This window comes from Pseudoalteromonas sp. CST2, assembly GCF_028599385.1.
Lineage (GTDB): Bacteria > Pseudomonadota > Gammaproteobacteria > Enterobacterales > Alteromonadaceae > Pseudoalteromonas > Pseudoalteromonas atlantica.
This window is the reverse complement of sequence record NZ_JAQREO010000004.1, coordinates 305,147-320,262: the sequence shown is the minus strand read 5'-3', so window position 1 is coordinate 320,262 and position 15,116 is coordinate 305,147. Positions and strand designations below refer to the sequence as shown.

Here is a 15,116-nt window from a genome sequence, read left to right as displayed (position 1 = left end):
AGCACATTCCTTTTACATTGAATGAAAATAGTAACTTAATTATGACCCATCTTAGTTTAAATACAATCATTGCGCGATGCACCACACGCCTTAACGTATTAATTTTATTGTTTTAAACATCGCTGCTATTATCACTTTCTTAATAACAATAAACCAAAGGAATAAAATGAACACGCCACGCTTTAAATTAAGTATGAGCGCCCTCATAGTCGCAAGTACATTAGTGCTAACCGCCTGCGAAGCAGAAATAGCCATAGACACTAGTGATTCAGCACAGACCGAGAAGCCTCTTACAGAACAAGATGCCAATGCATTTATTGCCAAAGCCGAGCAAGAGCTAAGTGAGCTTTACCTAGAGTCGAGCCGCGCTGAGTGGATTTACGCAAACTTTATAACACACGACACCTCGGCGTTATCTGCCGAAGTTAATCGTAAAATGACCGAGTCGGTCGTACGTTTAGCCAATCAGGCAGCCCAATTTGACAACTTAGCGCTTGATTACGATGCACGCCGCAAGCTTAATAAACTTAAACTTGCGCTTACTTTACCCGCTCCTCAGGACGCTGAAAAAACAGCCCAACTTTCAACTATTGTGGCAGAGCTAGGGGGTTTATACGGTAAAGGTAAATACTGTAAAGACGATGGCAGCTGTTTAAGCCTTGGTGATATGACCGCAAAAATGGCCACCAGCCGTGATTACAACGAGCTACTTGATTTATGGCAAGGGTGGCGCCAAATTTCAAAGCCAATGCGCCCACTTTACGAGCAGCAAGTAACCCTTACAAACGAAGGGGCTAAAGAGCTAGGTTATGCTGATACCGGCGCAATGTGGCGCAGCAAGTACGATATGCCAGCCGATGACTTTACAACCGAGCTTGACCGCATTTGGGGGCAAGTAAAGCCACTTTATAACTCACTGCATTGCCATGTACGCGCTAAATTAGGCGAAAAATACGGCACCGACAAAGTAGCCCAAGATGAGCCTATTCCTGCGCATTTATTAGGAAACATGTGGGCGCAAGCGTGGGGTAACATTTACGATGTGGTCGCGCCAGAAAACGCCGATCCGGGTTACGATGTTACCGAGCTATTAGCTAAAAATAATTACGACGAGCTAAAAATGGTTAAAGGTGCTGAAACCTTTTTTACCTCAATGGGGTTTGAGCCACTGCCAGAGACTTTTTACGAGCGTTCGTTATTTGTAAAACCGAAAGACAGAGACGTACAGTGTCATGCCTCTGCTTGGAATATAGATAGCAAAGACGATTTACGCATTAAAATGTGTATTCAACGCACCGGCGAAGAATTTTCTGTTATTCACCATGAGCTAGGCCACAACTTTTATCAGCGCGCTTATAATAAACAACCTTTATTTTATCAAGAAAGTGCCAACGATGGTTTTCACGAAGCCATTGGCGACACCATTGCTTTATCGGTTACACCCGGTTACTTAAAAGAGATTGGTTTACTTGAGCAAGTACCTGATGAGTCAAAAGACATTGGCTTACTAATGAAAATGGCGCTAGATAAAGTCGCCTTTGTGCCCTTTAGCTTAATGGTTGATCAATGGCGCTGGCAGGTATTTTCGGGCCAAGTAAAGCCACAAGATTATAATAAAGCGTGGTGGGAGCTACGTGAAAAATACCAAGGTGTGAAAGCGCCTATTGCACGTAGCGAAGATGACTTTGATCCAGGTGCTAAATACCACGTACCAGGCAACACTCCTTATACACGTTACTTTTTAGCGCATATTTTACAGTTTGAATTTCACCGTAGCTTATGTGAAATAGCCGGTAACGATAAAGCCATACACCGCTGCTCTATTTATAATTCAAAAGAAGCAGGAGATAAGCTAAACGCAATGCTAGAAATGGGCTCTTCTCGTCCATGGCAAGAAGCCCTTGAAACCATCACTGGCAAGCCGCAAATGGATGCAACCGCTATGCTTGATTACTTTGCACCGCTGCAACGCTATTTAGATGAGCAGAACAAAGACCGTAATTGCGGCTGGTAAAACTTTTACCACGGTTAATTTAAGTTAAAAACAACAAAGCCCGCTACAGTAGCGGGCTTTTTGTTCAGTAACTAACTTTTGGTTAAATTAGAACTGTAAGCTTACATTTGCAAAGTAAGCATCGTAATCAGAATCATCCCAGTTATTACCGTAACCTGCTTCTAAACCAACATTGTTATTGAAAAAGTGTTGAGCACCAAAAGCGTAGTCATCGTTCTTGTTAACTGTAACAAACACCGATGTTGCTTTACTGAAATAGTAGTTAGATGCTAATTCCCAGCTACTAGAACCGCCATCAACATCTTCAAATTTACCTTCAACAGTTAAGTAGTTACCTTGCTGTAAATCAACAAAGTACTTAGCTGCTACTGCACGGTAATCAAACTCGTCATCTGCTGTTACTGTAAAGCCGATATAATCAGTGCTGTTTAATTCGTGGTTATATGCTAGGTCAAACACAAACTGATTGTCAGCATCTTCAACATCTACAAACGTTGCTTTTAATACAAGGTTTGGATTAAAGAAGTAACCAGCTGAAAGTTCAATTACATCCGTGCTTGAGCCAAAATCACTATCGAAATTATTGTACTGTGCACCTAGTACAAAATCTTCTACAAAATACTCACCGCCAATGCTAGTAACGTCTAAAAAATCATTATCACTGTATGCACCATAAACATTTGTTTGCTTATTGATGTACTCAAATTGATCATAAGGACCTAACGTCGCTTTTGGAGAAAAGTAATAAGTTGAGTCAACACTTACCGTGTCATCTCCATCAATGTCCATGTATCCTACGTGGCTGATAGATTGGTAAGTATCGGCTGCCATTGCAGTAGATGCAGCGCTTGATAATAAAATACTCGAAATGATAACGGCTAATTTTTTCATTTTAAATTCCCTATAAATGTTATTTTCTATGCTTGGGCCATGTAGCCAAAGTCGGGCCGCATCCTAACAACAAATAATGAACAAAAAATGAATGGGAGAACAAATTAAACACAATATCAACAACTTAAATTGTTAATCATTCCGTACAAATGTAAATATAAAGCACATCTTAAATCTACAGTAGAATTATATCTCAGCATTTAAACTTCAAAAGTAACAAATAAGGTACAAACTGTCGCTAAATTGAATACAACTTAACTATTCGATAAACCTCATCAATATAACTATCCTTCATTATATTTTTCTCATTTTTCAAAAAAATTATTATTTTTAATTTAAAAGAAGCTATTTAGATGAGCAGAACAAAGACCGTAATTGCACCTGGTAAAACTTTTACCACGGTCAATTTAAGTTAAAAATAACAAAGCCCGCTACACTAGCGGGCTTTTTATGCTTTTAATTAAGTACAGGGCTTAATTAAAACTGAAAACGCATGTTTGCAAAGTATGCATCGTTATCAGAGTCATCTGCGTTGTTCTCGTAACCTACTTTAAGACCAATGTTTTTATTGATGAAGTGCTGAGCACCAAAGCTGTATGTATCTTGCTTGTTGTAGTTAGCAAATACCGAGGTTGCTTTTGAGAAGTAGTAGTTAGTTTCTGCTACCCACTGGTTTTCTGCATCTTCAATGCTCTCGTATTTACCTTCAAACGTTAAAAAGTTACCTTGCTGTAAGTCAATAAAGTACTTAGCTGCAACAGCGCGGTAATCAAAGTCGTCATCAGATGTAAGTGTTACACCTACGTAGTCTGTGCTGTTTAGCATGTGATTGTATGCTAAATCAAACAAAGCAAAGTCATCGCCGTCTTTGTTTTCAACAAGCGTTACTTTTGCTAATAAATCAGGGTTAAAGAAGTAGCCACCAGTTAGCTTGTAAAGCTCACCGTTAGAGCCCGAATCTGGGTCAAGGTTTTCGTAAGATGCGCCAACAACAAATTCATTAATAAAGTATTCGCCACCAATATTAGTAACATCGCCAAAGTCGTCATCAGCATAACCGCCGTAAACGTTAGTTTGTTTATTAATGTACTCAAACTGATCGTACGGACCTAATGTTTTTTTAGGAGATAGGTAATAAATAGAGTCTACAGCAACGGTGTCGTTGTTATCGCTATCTTTGTAGCTTAAATTACTGATTGAATTGTAGCTGTCTGCAGCAGCCGCAGTGCTAGATAATAAAATGCTTGAAATAATAACTGCTAATTTTTTCATTGTAAGACTTCCCTTTGTGCATTGCTTTTTATGCTTTAGCTCATTGACTAAAGTGGGGACATGCTAACGCTGAGAAACTGAATGAAAACTTAATTAAGCAGTTGTATTTATTAAGTTAATTGTAAGTAGGTGTAAGAAACTGTAAATTTAAAGTAGTTGCAACATATAGTCAACAACTACTTAAAACATGTTCAGCAAACTAAAGCGCATGCTGACTTATTACACGATAAACTTCGTTAATATTATCGCCCGATTTAAACTCTTTACTAATAGGCGTTGGGTCTGAACCAATCCAAATTTTAAGCTCGGCATCTAAATCAAAGTGCCCTGCACTTTCTTTGCTAAACTTAGTAATTTTAGAATAAGCAATACTCACCATTTCCATTTTAGAGCCGGTCATACCTTGCTTATCAATTAAAATTAAACGCTTATTAGTAAAAATAAACATATCGCGAATCACCTTATAGGCTTTTTCTACTTGTTCACCATCTATTAGGGTATTGGCAAGTACTTTTTCTAAATCAGAATCATCTACTTCGCTTGCATTTCCCATTAAACCACTGAGTAGTCCCATTATGCTTTCTCCTGTGTAAATATTTGATTTTCTAAGGTGTGACCATTTACTAACTGCCTATATTGCCAGTTTTGTTGATGGCAAAAGTTTAATAAAGCAATATCAAGTGGCTCACCGGTTGGCTGGTACTCAATCACGTATTCTTTGTGTTGGCTCATATACACACGGCTTACACCTGCTAGCGCCTGCAGTTGCTGCTCCACATTTTGATACGCCTCGTTGAGCATTAAGGTATAAAAGTGAGTATGCGTATTGTTGTCTTTTGTTTGGTGCTCGCTCAAAATGCCCTTATCTAGGTGAAGCACTTGGGAGCATAATCGCTCAAGTTCGGTTAAATCGTGCGAACTTAAAATAAAGGTGGCTTCATCGCTTAAGCTCGATACCAGCTCTCGCACCTCTCTGGCATGAATAGGGTCAAGCCCTGCTGTGGCTTCATCAAGCATCACTATTTTCGGCGAGCCAATCAGCGCTTGCGCTATCGTTACCCGTTTGCGCATGCCGTGAGATAAATCGCCAGCACGCTGTTTAGCGACTTCTTTTAAGCCAACCAAATCAAGTACCCGCAGCGCTTCATTGTGGCTTTGTTTAGCGCCCATGCCTTGAAGCTTGCCATAAAACGCCAGTTGCTTATCTATATTAAAACGCGGATCTAACTGCGCATCTTGCGGTAATGCACTCACTTGGTTGAACAACGCTGCACTACCAGGCTTATGCCCTAAAATACTGAGCTCACCGTGGCTTGGGTTAATATAGCCGCACAATAAACTAAATAATGTGGTTTTACCGGCGCCATTAGGGCCCACTAACGCCACAGGTGCGCCTTTTTGAATTTCAAAGCTTACGTTGTTAAGTGCTTGCTTTGCGCCATACGATTTACTCAAACCGCTGGCTTTTATTAATACGCTCATAGCGAACTCCTTGTAAATATTCGATGCGCAATCGCTATAAATACAGCGCTTTGAATAAGCGGCACACCTAAGGCACTCAATAAAGGTAGGTTTTGCCCAGCTAAAAGTTCAGAATTAACCCCTGGGAAAAGATAATCGAGCGCATTTAGAGCCGGTACTTGCCACGCCAATATACCCACAATAATGCCGCCACCAGCAAAATATAAAATGGCTAATACAATTGCTAAACGCGACGAGCGAGCAAACGTGTTAATCAAACTCATTAATGCCACAAACGGGCTAAGTACCACCACCATTATTATAAATATAGAAACCGCACGGCTTAACCCACCCATTAATAGGCTAGGCTCTCTGTAACCAAGTACGCCAAGGGTTGCCACTAGGGTAATAGCTAATAAACACGCTAACACGCCAAGCTGACCTAAAAAACGGCCAAATAAAATTTCAAACCGTGTAGAGCGCAATGATAAAAACCGTAATGTGCCGCGTTCTCTATCGCCAACGGTTTGATCGCTTGATATAAAAATAGCAAACAGCGGAAAGCTATACAAAGCGACTAGCCAGTACATAGCAAATTCGGCCTCAGGCCAATCAAGCAACTTACTTAAACCAATACTGCCTGAAATATCGCGTGCCATTTGTTCAAAATTGGGGGCACTAATAATGCTGACGGCTTGGCCTATCGGGTAGCGTAAAATAAGTAACCACACAAGGGCAAAGGCGGCCATAGCAATTAAGCCGCGCTTGGTTAAAAACATACGTACTAGCTCAAAACCCGCTATTTGGGTTAATCGCCCTATGTTCACTAATGATGATGTTGCCATTGGCTTTCCTTAATGACGTTGCTCATGCTTTAAAATAAAGCGTAATGTAACAACAGTAAGTGTAAACACCTTGAATTACCAGCAAAAAAAAGCTCACCATAAGTGAGCTTTGTAACAAACCGTTTAAATGTAACAGGCCAAACTTTGTTTATTTAGCCTATTTTTATAAATGCTGTTGGTATACCTCAAGCGCTTGGCTTAAGTCATTAATTAAATCATCAATGTCTTCAAGGCCAATATGCAAGCGAATAACAGGGCCTAAATCCCAACCAGTGTTCGAACGTAAACCTTTCATGGTTAAATTGGCGGTGACTAAACTTTCAAAGCCGCCCCACGAAAAGCCCATTTTAATGTGCTCAAGGCTATCTAAAAACGCATCAATGGCTTTTTGGTTACCGGTTTTCATTACAAATGAAAACAACCCATTGCTGCCATCAAAGTCGCGCTTAAAAAATTCATGTCCAGGGCAGCTTTCAAATGCAGGATGGCGAATATGATCAACTAACTCATGTTGCTCAAGCCATTTTGCCACCTCTATAGCCGCCTTTTCGTGCTGATTTAAACGCACTGCCATAGTACGTAAGCCTCTAAGCGCTAAATAGGCATCATCTGCGCTGGTGCATTGCCCTAATAAGTACGACTGCTCACGTAGGGTTGGCCAGTACTTTTTATTTGCCACTGCTACACCCATCATTACATCAGAGTGGCCAACAATGTACTTAGTTGCTGCTTGAATACTAATATCTACACCGTGTTCAAGTGGGCGGTAATGCAAGCCATTGCCGTAGGTGTTATCAAGCATGGTCATAATATTATGCTCATTGGCTACTTTTACCATGGCAGGTACATCTTGTATTTCCATGGTTATAGAGCCAGGCGATTCTAAAAACAGCACTTTTGTGTTTGGCTGAATATACGCCTCAATACCTGCGCCAATTGTAGGTGGGTAATAAGTGGTGGTAACACCTAGCCCCGCTAAAATTTTATCGCAAAAATCACGCGTAGGTTCATACACGTTATCAACCATTAAAATATGATCGCCTGCCTTTACAAACGACAATAACGCTTGGCTTATTGCCGCAGCGCCGCATGGGTAAAGTGCGCAGCCTTCGCCGCCTTCAAGCTCGGTTATCGCCTCTTGCAAGGCAAAATGTGTAGTTGTGCCACGGCGGCCATAAAATAATGTTTTATCACCGCGGGTTTTAGCGGCTTCTTTTAATTCGGCCACGCTGTCAAATACAATTGTAGAAGCACGCTGTACTACGGGGTTTACCACACCATGGGTGTAGGCTTTTTTACGCCCCGTTGATACTAACTGGGTATTTTTATTTTTGCTTGTCGACATTACCAATCCTTAAACCTTATTAGAAAGCCATTGTTCAATTAAAAAACGCGAAATTGAATCGACCCGAGGGAGTTTATAATGATCGCCTTCATCGCCCATATTGCCAAACGCCTTAACTTCTTCGCGCGTAAACCATTTGGCATCGTCTAATTCGTCTTTATCTACGTTTATTTGCTCAGTTTTAGCCTGAGCAATAAAACCCAACATAATAGAGGAAGGAAATGGCCAAGGTTGCGAGGCAATATAACGTACATTATCAACGTCAATGCCTGCTTCTTCTTTAACTTCGCGCGCTACAGCTTGCTCTAGTGTTTCACCTGGATCTACAAAGCCCGCCAATGACGAATACATACCTTGTTGCCATATTGCTTGACGACCCAATAAACAACGCTCTATTCCATCTTCAAATACTTTAGTAACCACCATAATTACCGCAGGGTCAGTGCGTGGAAATGTAGGGTGCTTGCAGTGCTCGTTTTCACATAGGCGTGAATGCCCTGCCTCTACTAATGTATTTTTACTGCCACAACGCCCACAAAAACTATGCGTTGCATGCCAATAACATAAGCCACGTGCAAGTGCGGCGATAGAGCCATCTTTTATATCAACGTGAGGGCCATATTGGCGTATATCAAAAAACTGTGCGTCGCCTATAACGCACTTGAGTTCGTCATCGTGTATGGCTGAAACATCTAACGCAAACACACCCTGTTGCTCGGTATTTGAGCCTAAATAAATAGCGTTTGATAAATCTAAATGGGCAATTTGCGGATACGTTAAGTAGCACACTTGAGCTGCGTCTTTATAAAACAAAGTGTGGTTATTATTCACCAAAAGCCACTTACTTTGTGCCGACATTTGCGCGTTTAACCACGCCGCGTTTTTACGAAAATTAGACCCGCGGTCTAATGGCATGTCGCTGTAATAAAGCATGTGAGTCCTCAATAACATGGTATGGCGTAAAATTACCATAACCGCTGAGTAAACCCAATTTATTACCGCAATAAAAAAAGCCTATATTAGCTATATAGGCTCTTTATTAAAAACTCTCATGTTGCAGGCACTTAGCCGCTATATTTTATGCTTTAGAGTAGCAAGCTATCATCAATTAAATGAAACTGTTCTGCACTTTGCTTAAGCACCTCAGCGGTTAACTTATCGGCGCCGTAGACATCGCACGGTACATTGTATTGATTTTTTAAATGCCCTAGCAATAACGCAAAGTCGCCATCACCAGAGAGCAAAATAACTTTATCGAGGTTTTTGCCTTGCTCTAGCATATCTATCGTTATGCCTACATCCCAATCCCCTTTTGCGCTGCCGTCACGGCGCTGAATAAACGGCTTTAGTTTTACCTCAAAGCCAATAGCACGCAAAATATTTTGAAACTGGTTTTGTTTTTCATCACCGCGGTGAATGGCATACGCAAATGCACAATCTATAGAATACTGTTGCTTCATGTGCGCCCAAAATGCATTGTAGTCAAAGTTTTTACGGTAACTTTCGCGGCACGTGTAATAAATGTTTTGTACATCAACAAAAATACCGACACGTGGCTTACTGATTTGCTGATCGTTTTGTAAAGTCATTTGTTTCCTTAAGTGCTCACAGCTCAGCGCAGCTGAAATAAAACGCCATTAACGAGTGAACCTTGCAATTTTGTTTTAAGTAACCTAAATTGGTTACTTAATTAAATGTAACCAAATTTGGTTACCTGATTCTATGTAACTGCATTAAGTTACTTTTTGGATTTTTATGATTGGTGTGATCAGCGGCGATATAATTAAATCGCAAAAAATACCTAAGCAGCAATACGATGCCATGCTTTATCAGCTAGAGCAAAGTTTGCGTGCAATTAGTGATAAAACATCCCTGTGGACCATATACCGAGGTGATGCTTTTCAGTTACAAATAAATCAAAGCGAGCAGTTAATTAAAACCGCTATTATCATTTATTTGCATTTAAAGTCGGCAGGTTACGAGCTGCGCCAAAGTATGGCCTTAGGTGAGGTAGACAACCCACGCAGCGATATAAAAACAGCTACCGGCTCGGCCTTTGTGCTCTCAGGGCAAGGCCTTGATAAAATAGCCAATCAGCGCTTTACCTTACAGATAGCAAAGCACACCCTAGATGAAAGTTTTAGCCTTAACCTTGCCTTTGTTGATACCTTGCTTAGCAAAATAACGCAAAAACAAGCCAATGCGCTTTACGTGTATTTAACCCAGGCCGATAACAGCCATGCAGCACTGGCAAAAGAGCTTAACACCAGTCGCGAAAATGTCACTAAATTGCTTAATTTAGCAAATTATCAGCTTATAGAGCGATTTATAGTACACGCTAAACAGGTCATAACAACGATTGTAAAAGGAAGTGAGTAATGGGGTTTTCGTTATTATTAGCGGCATTAATTATAGGCCACCTAGTCAGTGACTTTTTTTTACAACCAATGAGCTGGGTAAACGATAGAAACACCCACCACTTTAAAGCTAAAAAGCTCTACCTGCATGTATTAGTACACGGTGTGGTTAGCGCCATTATTTTAGCGCTTTGGGAATATAGCTATGGCTGGCAACAACTAAACACCGTGTTACTTTCAACAGCTGCAATTATGCTTAGCCACTACCTAATAGATATTGCTAAGTCGTATTCTAGCAAAGGGGTTGTGCCCTTTTTACTCGACCAAATCGCGCATATAGCCGTAATAATAGCGCTGTGTATTTATATAACTGATAACCAAAGTTTAATCGCGTACGTAAGCGCACTTGCCACAAACCCTAAAGTACTGTGGGTTGTATGCGGATATTTAATTATATTAAGCCCAAGTGCCGTATTTATAAGAATGATGCTTGAAAGGCTTACCGCTAACTTTTCAAGTGAGGGCAGCTTACCGTTGGCCGGACAAAGCATTGGCATGATAGAGCGAGTACTTATGCTCAGCTTTATACTACTTGATCAATTTGCGGGGCTTGGCTTTTTGCTAGCTGCCAAGTCGGTATTTAGGTTTGGCGATTTAAGTGCCAGTAAAGATAAAAAGCTCACCGAGTACGTTATGCTAGGCACCTTACTAAGCGTTAGCGTCACCTTGTTTGTAGGATTAGGCGTTAATTCGTTGATCAGGTAAGTATAAATTACAGATAATAAAAAACGCGCTACTTCTATTAAAAAGGTAGCGCGTTTTTTTATCGGCGTTTAATTAAAGGCCAATACAATCTTTAATAATGATTAATCGTTATTTGGGCGACGACGGCGCTGGCCATTACCACCTACCGATTGGCGCTTTGCCCATGGGCTTTGTGCGTTGTCATCGGTTTTGGCTGCTGGTTTTTTAGAACCACCACGACGAGGGCCTGTACCGCTTCCCCCATTGTTTGGTTTTTTGCTGTTCGGCTTATCAGACTTAGGCTTGTTAAACGGCTGCTTTGCTTTTTTAGGCTTTTTAGGTTTAATTGGGCGAGCATCTAATGCGCGCTCAGGTACTGGGCTAGTTGGTTCAAATCCAGGCTCTTCAGCGCGAGGGATTAGCTCACCAATAAAACGTTCAATACCGTATAAATCAGCGGCATCATCGGCTGTTACAAACGAAATAGCATGCCCTGATGCTCCAGCACGACCGGTACGGCCAATACGGTGAACGTAATCTTCGTATACGTTTGGTAAGTCGTAGTTAACCACATGCGGAAGCTCAACAATATCAAGGCCACGTGCCACAATATCAGTCGCTACTAGTACGCGTACTTCGCCACTTTTAAAGCCATCTAATGCTTTAACACGAGCGCCTTGTGATTTATTACCATGAATAGCGGCGCCTACTATGTCGTCGCGCTCAAGCTGTTTAACTAAACGGTTTGCACCGTGCTTGGTACGGCTAAACACTAATACTTGTTGCCAATCGTTGCTACGAATTAAATGGCTAAGTAATGCGGTTTTACGCGATTTATCAACAGCGTAAACGCTTTGCGTTACGCTTTTAGCAGTGGTGTTCTTTGCCGCAACTGATATTTCAACAGGGTCGTTAATTAACCCTTTTGCCAATGCTCGTATATCATCTGAAAACGTTGCCGAAAACATTAAGTTTTGGCGTTTAGGCGGCATTTTAGCAATCAGGCGTTTAATGTCGTGAATAAACCCCATATCAAGCATGCGGTCCGCTTCATCAAGTACCAGCACTTCAACATTATCAAACTTAACAGCGTTTTGATTATGTAAATCGATTAAACGCCCAGGCGTGGCCACTAAAATATCAACCCCTTTACGAAGGCGCTGCATTTGTGGGTTTATTTTTACGCCTCCGTACACTACAAACGAACTTACATCAGAGTGCTTAGCGTATTCTTCAACGTTTTCGCTTACCTGCAAAGCCAGCTCACGCGTAGGCGCTAAAATAAGGGCACGTACGTGGTTACTTTTTGCTTTACTGCCTTTAGATAACAGCTCAATTAGCGGTAACGTAAAACCGGCGGTTTTACCTGTGCCTGTTTGTGCAGCCGCCATCACATCGCGACGTTCAATAATTGCAGGAATTGCTTGAGCCTGAATAGGCGTTGGCGTTTCATAGCCCTTTTCTAAAACCGCGTTAACTAAAGACAGTGATAAACCTAAACCATCAAAACTCATAAAATCTCTCAATAAAATAAAGGCCAAACCGGCCAAGGGCGCATTATACGCAACTAACTTAGAAATGCATGGAAATATTCACTTAGCCAAATAAGCACTCAGCGCAAAAATAACGAATAACAATACAAAACAGCACTATGGCATAAAAGCAGGTACGTTTTTGTGAATTAAAATATGTACTAACTAGGGGCGATTAAATCGCTGTGCGGGGGATATAACCCAATGGGCTATGTAAAACAACAAAAGCGGCTAAAAAGCCGCTTTTGAATAGATGCTGTTTAAAAAGCAACTATTATTTAACACCTAGCTCGCGTAATCGCTCTTGTAGGTAGCTGTCTGCCGTGTAACGCTCAGAAAGCACAACATCAGGACGTGGGTGTAAAAACAGTGGTAAAGAAATACGCGACTTAGTCGACGCTTTACCCGTTGGGTTAATTACACGGTGAATAGTCGATGGGAAGTACCCGCCCGACGCTTCTTGTAACATGTCACCAATATTAATAATTAAGCTACCAAAGTCACATGGCACATCTAACCAACCGCCATCAGTTTTTTGAACTTGCAGACCTGGCTCGTTCGATGCAGGTAACACAGTTAATAAGTTAATGTCACCATGTGCTGCAGCGCGAATTGCACCTGGCTCTTCATCACCTGTCATTGGCGGGTAATGTAAAATGCGTAACAATGTTTGCTCAGAATCAGCAATCATGTCTTTTAAATCGATAGAAAACTTAGCACGTACATCGGCTGGTGCCTCTGCTTGAACCCAGCTTAAAAGCGTTGCTGCAAATTCGTTAGCTAAGCGGTAGTACTCACGTACATCGGCTTCAAGCTCTGCAGGCACGCGACCTTTAGGGTAAACATGAAAGTACTCTTTAATGTCTTTTACTGTAAAGCCTTTAGCTACCTCAGATACAGAAGGCGGGAAATAACCGTCTTGCGTTTCTTTAGAAAATAAAAAGTCGTGCTTTTGCTCTGAATTAAAAAAGTCTTGCCATTTTTCGTAAATAGACTCAACTAAAGATTGCGGGATTGGGTGATTTTTTAATACACCAAAACCGGTGTTTCTTAACGATTCAACAAAGTGAGCAGCCGCATCGGGAGCTTTATAATCAACAGTAGGTAATTGCATTGTACGTTCCAGTGAATAGGTTGTTAGAAGTGAGCTGCTTTAAAATATAGCTAATTAGCCAATATAAAGTAGCAAAACCTTCATTATAGCGCTGTGCGAGGATAGACAAACCACCCAAAAAACATAAGGACAAATGTCCTCACGATGAAATAGTAAGCAGTTTACTTGATCGAGATCAAAGCATAATAAACATTGAAATTACACTAGTTAGTGCTTATATCTTATCTATTATTGTAACGTAATTTAATGAAACACTAAGGCTCTTCTATGCGACAAAAAGTATCTTTTAAAAGCGGCGATTTAGAACTTGCAGGCCAGCTTGAACGCCCAGCCGGCGATGTAAAGTTTTATGCTTTATTTGCACACTGCTTTACCTGTGGTAAAGATATTGCTGCCGCTACGCGCATAAGCCGCGCCCTTACCCAACAGGGTATTGCCGTACTGCGCTTTGACTTTACCGGCCTTGGCAATAGCGACGGCGACTTTGCAAACAGTAACTTCTCATCAAATATTCAAGATTTAGTGGCCGCAGCCGATCACCTGCGTACGCACTTTGATGCGCCGCAGTTATTAATTGGCCACAGCTTAGGCGGCGCTGCCGTACTGGCTGCTGCAGAGCATATTCCTGAGGTATCGGCTATTACAACAATTGGCGCTCCTTCAGATGCGCAACACGTTGCACATAACTTTGAAGCCCATTTAGACGAAATAAACGCCGCAGGTGAAGCTAAAGTTAGCTTAGCTGGGCGCGAATTTACCATAAAAAAACAATTTGTAGAGGACATAGCAAAGTACGACCGTAGCCATATAGGTAAATTAAAACGCGCACTTTTAGTTATGCACTCCCCTGTTGATGCCACGGTTAATATTTCAGAAGCCGAGAAAATTTATGCATCAGCCAAACACCCAAAAAGCTTTATTAGCCTCGATAACGCCGACCACTTACTGAGTAATAAAAACGATGCCGAGTACGCTGCTACGCTTATTGCTAATTGGGCAAACCGCTACGTTAAATATGAGCAAAGCAACTACAGCGCAAAATTAGAAAACGGCAAAGTACTGGTTGAAGAAAAAGATCATATATTTACTCAGCACGTAAGTACTAAAGATCATTCATGGCTTGCCGATGAGCCATTAAAAGTAGGTGGCAGTAATTTAGGCCCCGATCCTTACGACCATATACTCGCAGGCCTAGGCGCGTGTACCTCAATGACACTGCGTATGTATGCAACCTTAAAAAAGCTGCCGCTTGATCATATAAAAGTAGAGCTTGAACACACCCGCGACTATTACAAAGATTGCGACAACGGCGAATGTACCCAAAACCTAGAGGCCATTACCCGTAAAATTACCCTACGCGGCGACTTAACCGAAGCACAGCGCCAGCGTCTGCTAGAAATAGCCGACAAATGCCCAGTGCATAAAACCCTGCATAACAGCCCAATTGTAGTAAGTGAATTAGTTGAGTAACTAAAACAAAAATAGCGCAGCTGTGGCTGCGCTATTTTAGATGTTCAATAAAGCAACCTCACAATCTGAGA

General features: G+C 41.4%; 14 protein-coding genes. 4 read left to right on the top strand and 10 right to left on the bottom strand.

Annotation, left to right across the window (positions count from 1 at the left end; translation table 11 throughout):
* The first annotated feature begins 166 nt into the window (after positions 1–166).
* Positions 167–2,014 carry a M2 family metallopeptidase gene (locus PSH41_RS08405; RefSeq protein WP_273589938.1) on the top strand — a complete coding sequence of 616 codons (1,848 nt, stop codon included), beginning with the start codon at positions 167–169 and terminating at the stop codon, positions 2,012–2,014.
* A gap of 87 nt (positions 2,015–2,101) precedes the next feature.
* On the opposite strand, the gene PSH41_RS08400 is transcribed toward PSH41_RS08405, so the two are convergent.
* The 8 genes from PSH41_RS08400 to PSH41_RS08365 all read right to left on the bottom strand — a co-directional run bounded on the left by PSH41_RS08400 (position 2,102) and on the right by PSH41_RS08365 (position 9,417).
* A complete protein-coding gene (locus PSH41_RS08400) occupies positions 2,102–2,905 on the bottom strand; it encodes a putative porin (protein WP_273589939.1) in 804 nt (267 codons plus the stop codon).
* A gap of 477 nt (positions 2,906–3,382) precedes the next feature.
* A complete protein-coding gene (locus tag PSH41_RS08395) occupies positions 3,383–4,177 on the bottom strand; it encodes a putative porin (protein ID WP_004589517.1) in 795 nt (264 codons plus the stop codon).
* A 199-nt stretch (positions 4,178–4,376) separates the two neighbouring features.
* Entirely contained in the window at positions 4,377–4,751 is a 375-nt protein-coding gene (locus PSH41_RS08390; protein ID WP_004589518.1) for a PH domain-containing protein, read from the bottom strand.
* Complete coding sequence (locus PSH41_RS08385) at positions 4,751–5,659, bottom strand: ABC transporter ATP-binding protein (protein ID WP_024033654.1); 909 nt, start codon at positions 5,657–5,659, stop codon at positions 4,751–4,753. The genes PSH41_RS08390 and PSH41_RS08385 overlap by 1 nt, the downstream gene beginning before the upstream one ends.
* A complete protein-coding gene (locus PSH41_RS08380) occupies positions 5,656–6,483 on the bottom strand; it encodes an ABC transporter permease (RefSeq protein WP_054983890.1) in 828 nt (275 codons plus the stop codon). The genes PSH41_RS08385 and PSH41_RS08380 overlap by 4 nt, the downstream gene beginning before the upstream one ends.
* Positions 6,484–6,646: 163 nt before the next feature.
* Positions 6,647–7,828 (bottom strand): cystathionine beta-lyase, encoded by a 1,182-nt coding sequence (locus PSH41_RS08375; protein ID WP_138686097.1) that lies wholly within the window; start codon positions 7,826–7,828, stop codon positions 6,647–6,649.
* A 9-nt stretch (positions 7,829–7,837) separates the two neighbouring features.
* Positions 7,838–8,761 carry an NAD(+) diphosphatase gene (gene nudC, locus PSH41_RS08370; RefSeq protein ID WP_273589940.1) on the bottom strand — a complete coding sequence of 308 codons (924 nt, stop codon included), beginning with the start codon at positions 8,759–8,761 and terminating at the stop codon, positions 7,838–7,840.
* A gap of 152 nt (positions 8,762–8,913) precedes the next feature.
* A complete protein-coding gene (locus PSH41_RS08365; protein WP_004589523.1) occupies positions 8,914–9,417 on the bottom strand; it encodes a LabA-like NYN domain-containing protein in 504 nt (167 codons plus the stop codon).
* A 166-nt stretch (positions 9,418–9,583) separates the two neighbouring features.
* Here PSH41_RS08365 and PSH41_RS08360 point away from each other — a divergent pair, with 166 nt between their 5' ends.
* Together PSH41_RS08360 and PSH41_RS08355 are read left to right on the top strand one after the other, a co-directional pair.
* Positions 9,584–10,207: a hypothetical protein gene (locus PSH41_RS08360; RefSeq protein ID WP_273589941.1), complete on the top strand. Its 624-nt coding sequence runs from the start codon at positions 9,584–9,586 to the stop codon at positions 10,205–10,207.
* A complete protein-coding gene (locus PSH41_RS08355; RefSeq protein ID WP_273589942.1) occupies positions 10,207–10,950 on the top strand; it encodes a DUF3307 domain-containing protein in 744 nt (247 codons plus the stop codon). Before PSH41_RS08360 ends, PSH41_RS08355 begins: the two co-directional genes overlap by 1 nt.
* A 101-nt stretch (positions 10,951–11,051) precedes the next feature.
* Here PSH41_RS08355 and PSH41_RS08350 read toward each other — a convergent pair whose 3' ends face one another.
* Both PSH41_RS08350 and PSH41_RS08345 read right to left on the bottom strand, forming a co-directional pair.
* Positions 11,052–12,443 (bottom strand): DEAD/DEAH box helicase, encoded by a 1,392-nt coding sequence (locus tag PSH41_RS08350; RefSeq protein WP_273589943.1) that lies wholly within the window; start codon positions 12,441–12,443, stop codon positions 11,052–11,054.
* A gap of 292 nt (positions 12,444–12,735) precedes the next feature.
* Positions 12,736–13,575, bottom strand: coding sequence for an isopenicillin N synthase family dioxygenase (locus PSH41_RS08345; RefSeq protein WP_004589526.1), 840 nt, complete (start codon positions 13,573–13,575; stop codon positions 12,736–12,738).
* Positions 13,576–13,842: 267 nt separating this feature from the next.
* Between PSH41_RS08345 and PSH41_RS08340 the strand changes: the two genes are divergently transcribed.
* The gene (locus tag PSH41_RS08340) at positions 13,843–15,045 is read left to right on the top strand and encodes a bifunctional alpha/beta hydrolase/OsmC family protein (RefSeq protein WP_273589944.1); all 1,203 of its coding nucleotides are present in this window, start codon (positions 13,843–13,845) and stop codon (positions 15,043–15,045) included.
* Positions 15,046–15,116 lie beyond the last annotated feature (71 nt).

Excerpts from the sequence above, each read along its gene's own strand:
- PSH41_RS08375 (WP_138686097.1), bottom strand. The coding sequence starts at position 7,828 with ATGTCGACAAGCAAAAATAAAAATACCCAGTTAGTATCAACGGGGCGT.
- PSH41_RS08405 (WP_273589938.1), top strand. The coding sequence starts at position 167 with ATGAACACGCCACGCTTTAAATTAAGTATGAGCGCCCTCATAGTCGCA.
- nudC (WP_273589940.1), bottom strand. The coding sequence starts at position 8,761 with ATGCTTTATTACAGCGACATGCCATTAGACCGCGGGTCTAATTTTCGT.
- PSH41_RS08390 (WP_004589518.1), bottom strand. The coding sequence starts at position 4,751 with ATGGGACTACTCAGTGGTTTAATGGGAAATGCAAGCGAAGTAGATGAT.
- PSH41_RS08350 (WP_273589943.1), bottom strand. The coding sequence starts at position 12,443 with ATGAGTTTTGATGGTTTAGGTTTATCACTGTCTTTAGTTAACGCGGTT.
- PSH41_RS08400 (WP_273589939.1), bottom strand. The coding sequence starts at position 2,905 with ATGAAAAAATTAGCCGTTATCATTTCGAGTATTTTATTATCAAGCGCT.
- PSH41_RS08365 (WP_004589523.1), bottom strand. The coding sequence starts at position 9,417 with ATGACTTTACAAAACGATCAGCAAATCAGTAAGCCACGTGTCGGTATT.
- PSH41_RS08340 (WP_273589944.1), top strand. The coding sequence starts at position 13,843 with ATGCGACAAAAAGTATCTTTTAAAAGCGGCGATTTAGAACTTGCAGGC.
- PSH41_RS08385 (WP_024033654.1), bottom strand. The coding sequence starts at position 5,659 with ATGAGCGTATTAATAAAAGCCAGCGGTTTGAGTAAATCGTATGGCGCA.
- PSH41_RS08395 (WP_004589517.1), bottom strand. The coding sequence starts at position 4,177 with ATGAAAAAATTAGCAGTTATTATTTCAAGCATTTTATTATCTAGCACT.
- PSH41_RS08360 (WP_273589941.1), top strand. The coding sequence starts at position 9,584 with ATGATTGGTGTGATCAGCGGCGATATAATTAAATCGCAAAAAATACCT.
- PSH41_RS08355 (WP_273589942.1), top strand. The coding sequence starts at position 10,207 with ATGGGGTTTTCGTTATTATTAGCGGCATTAATTATAGGCCACCTAGTC.
- PSH41_RS08380 (WP_054983890.1), bottom strand. The coding sequence starts at position 6,483 with ATGGCAACATCATCATTAGTGAACATAGGGCGATTAACCCAAATAGCG.
- PSH41_RS08345 (WP_004589526.1), bottom strand. The coding sequence starts at position 13,575 with ATGCAATTACCTACTGTTGATTATAAAGCTCCCGATGCGGCTGCTCAC.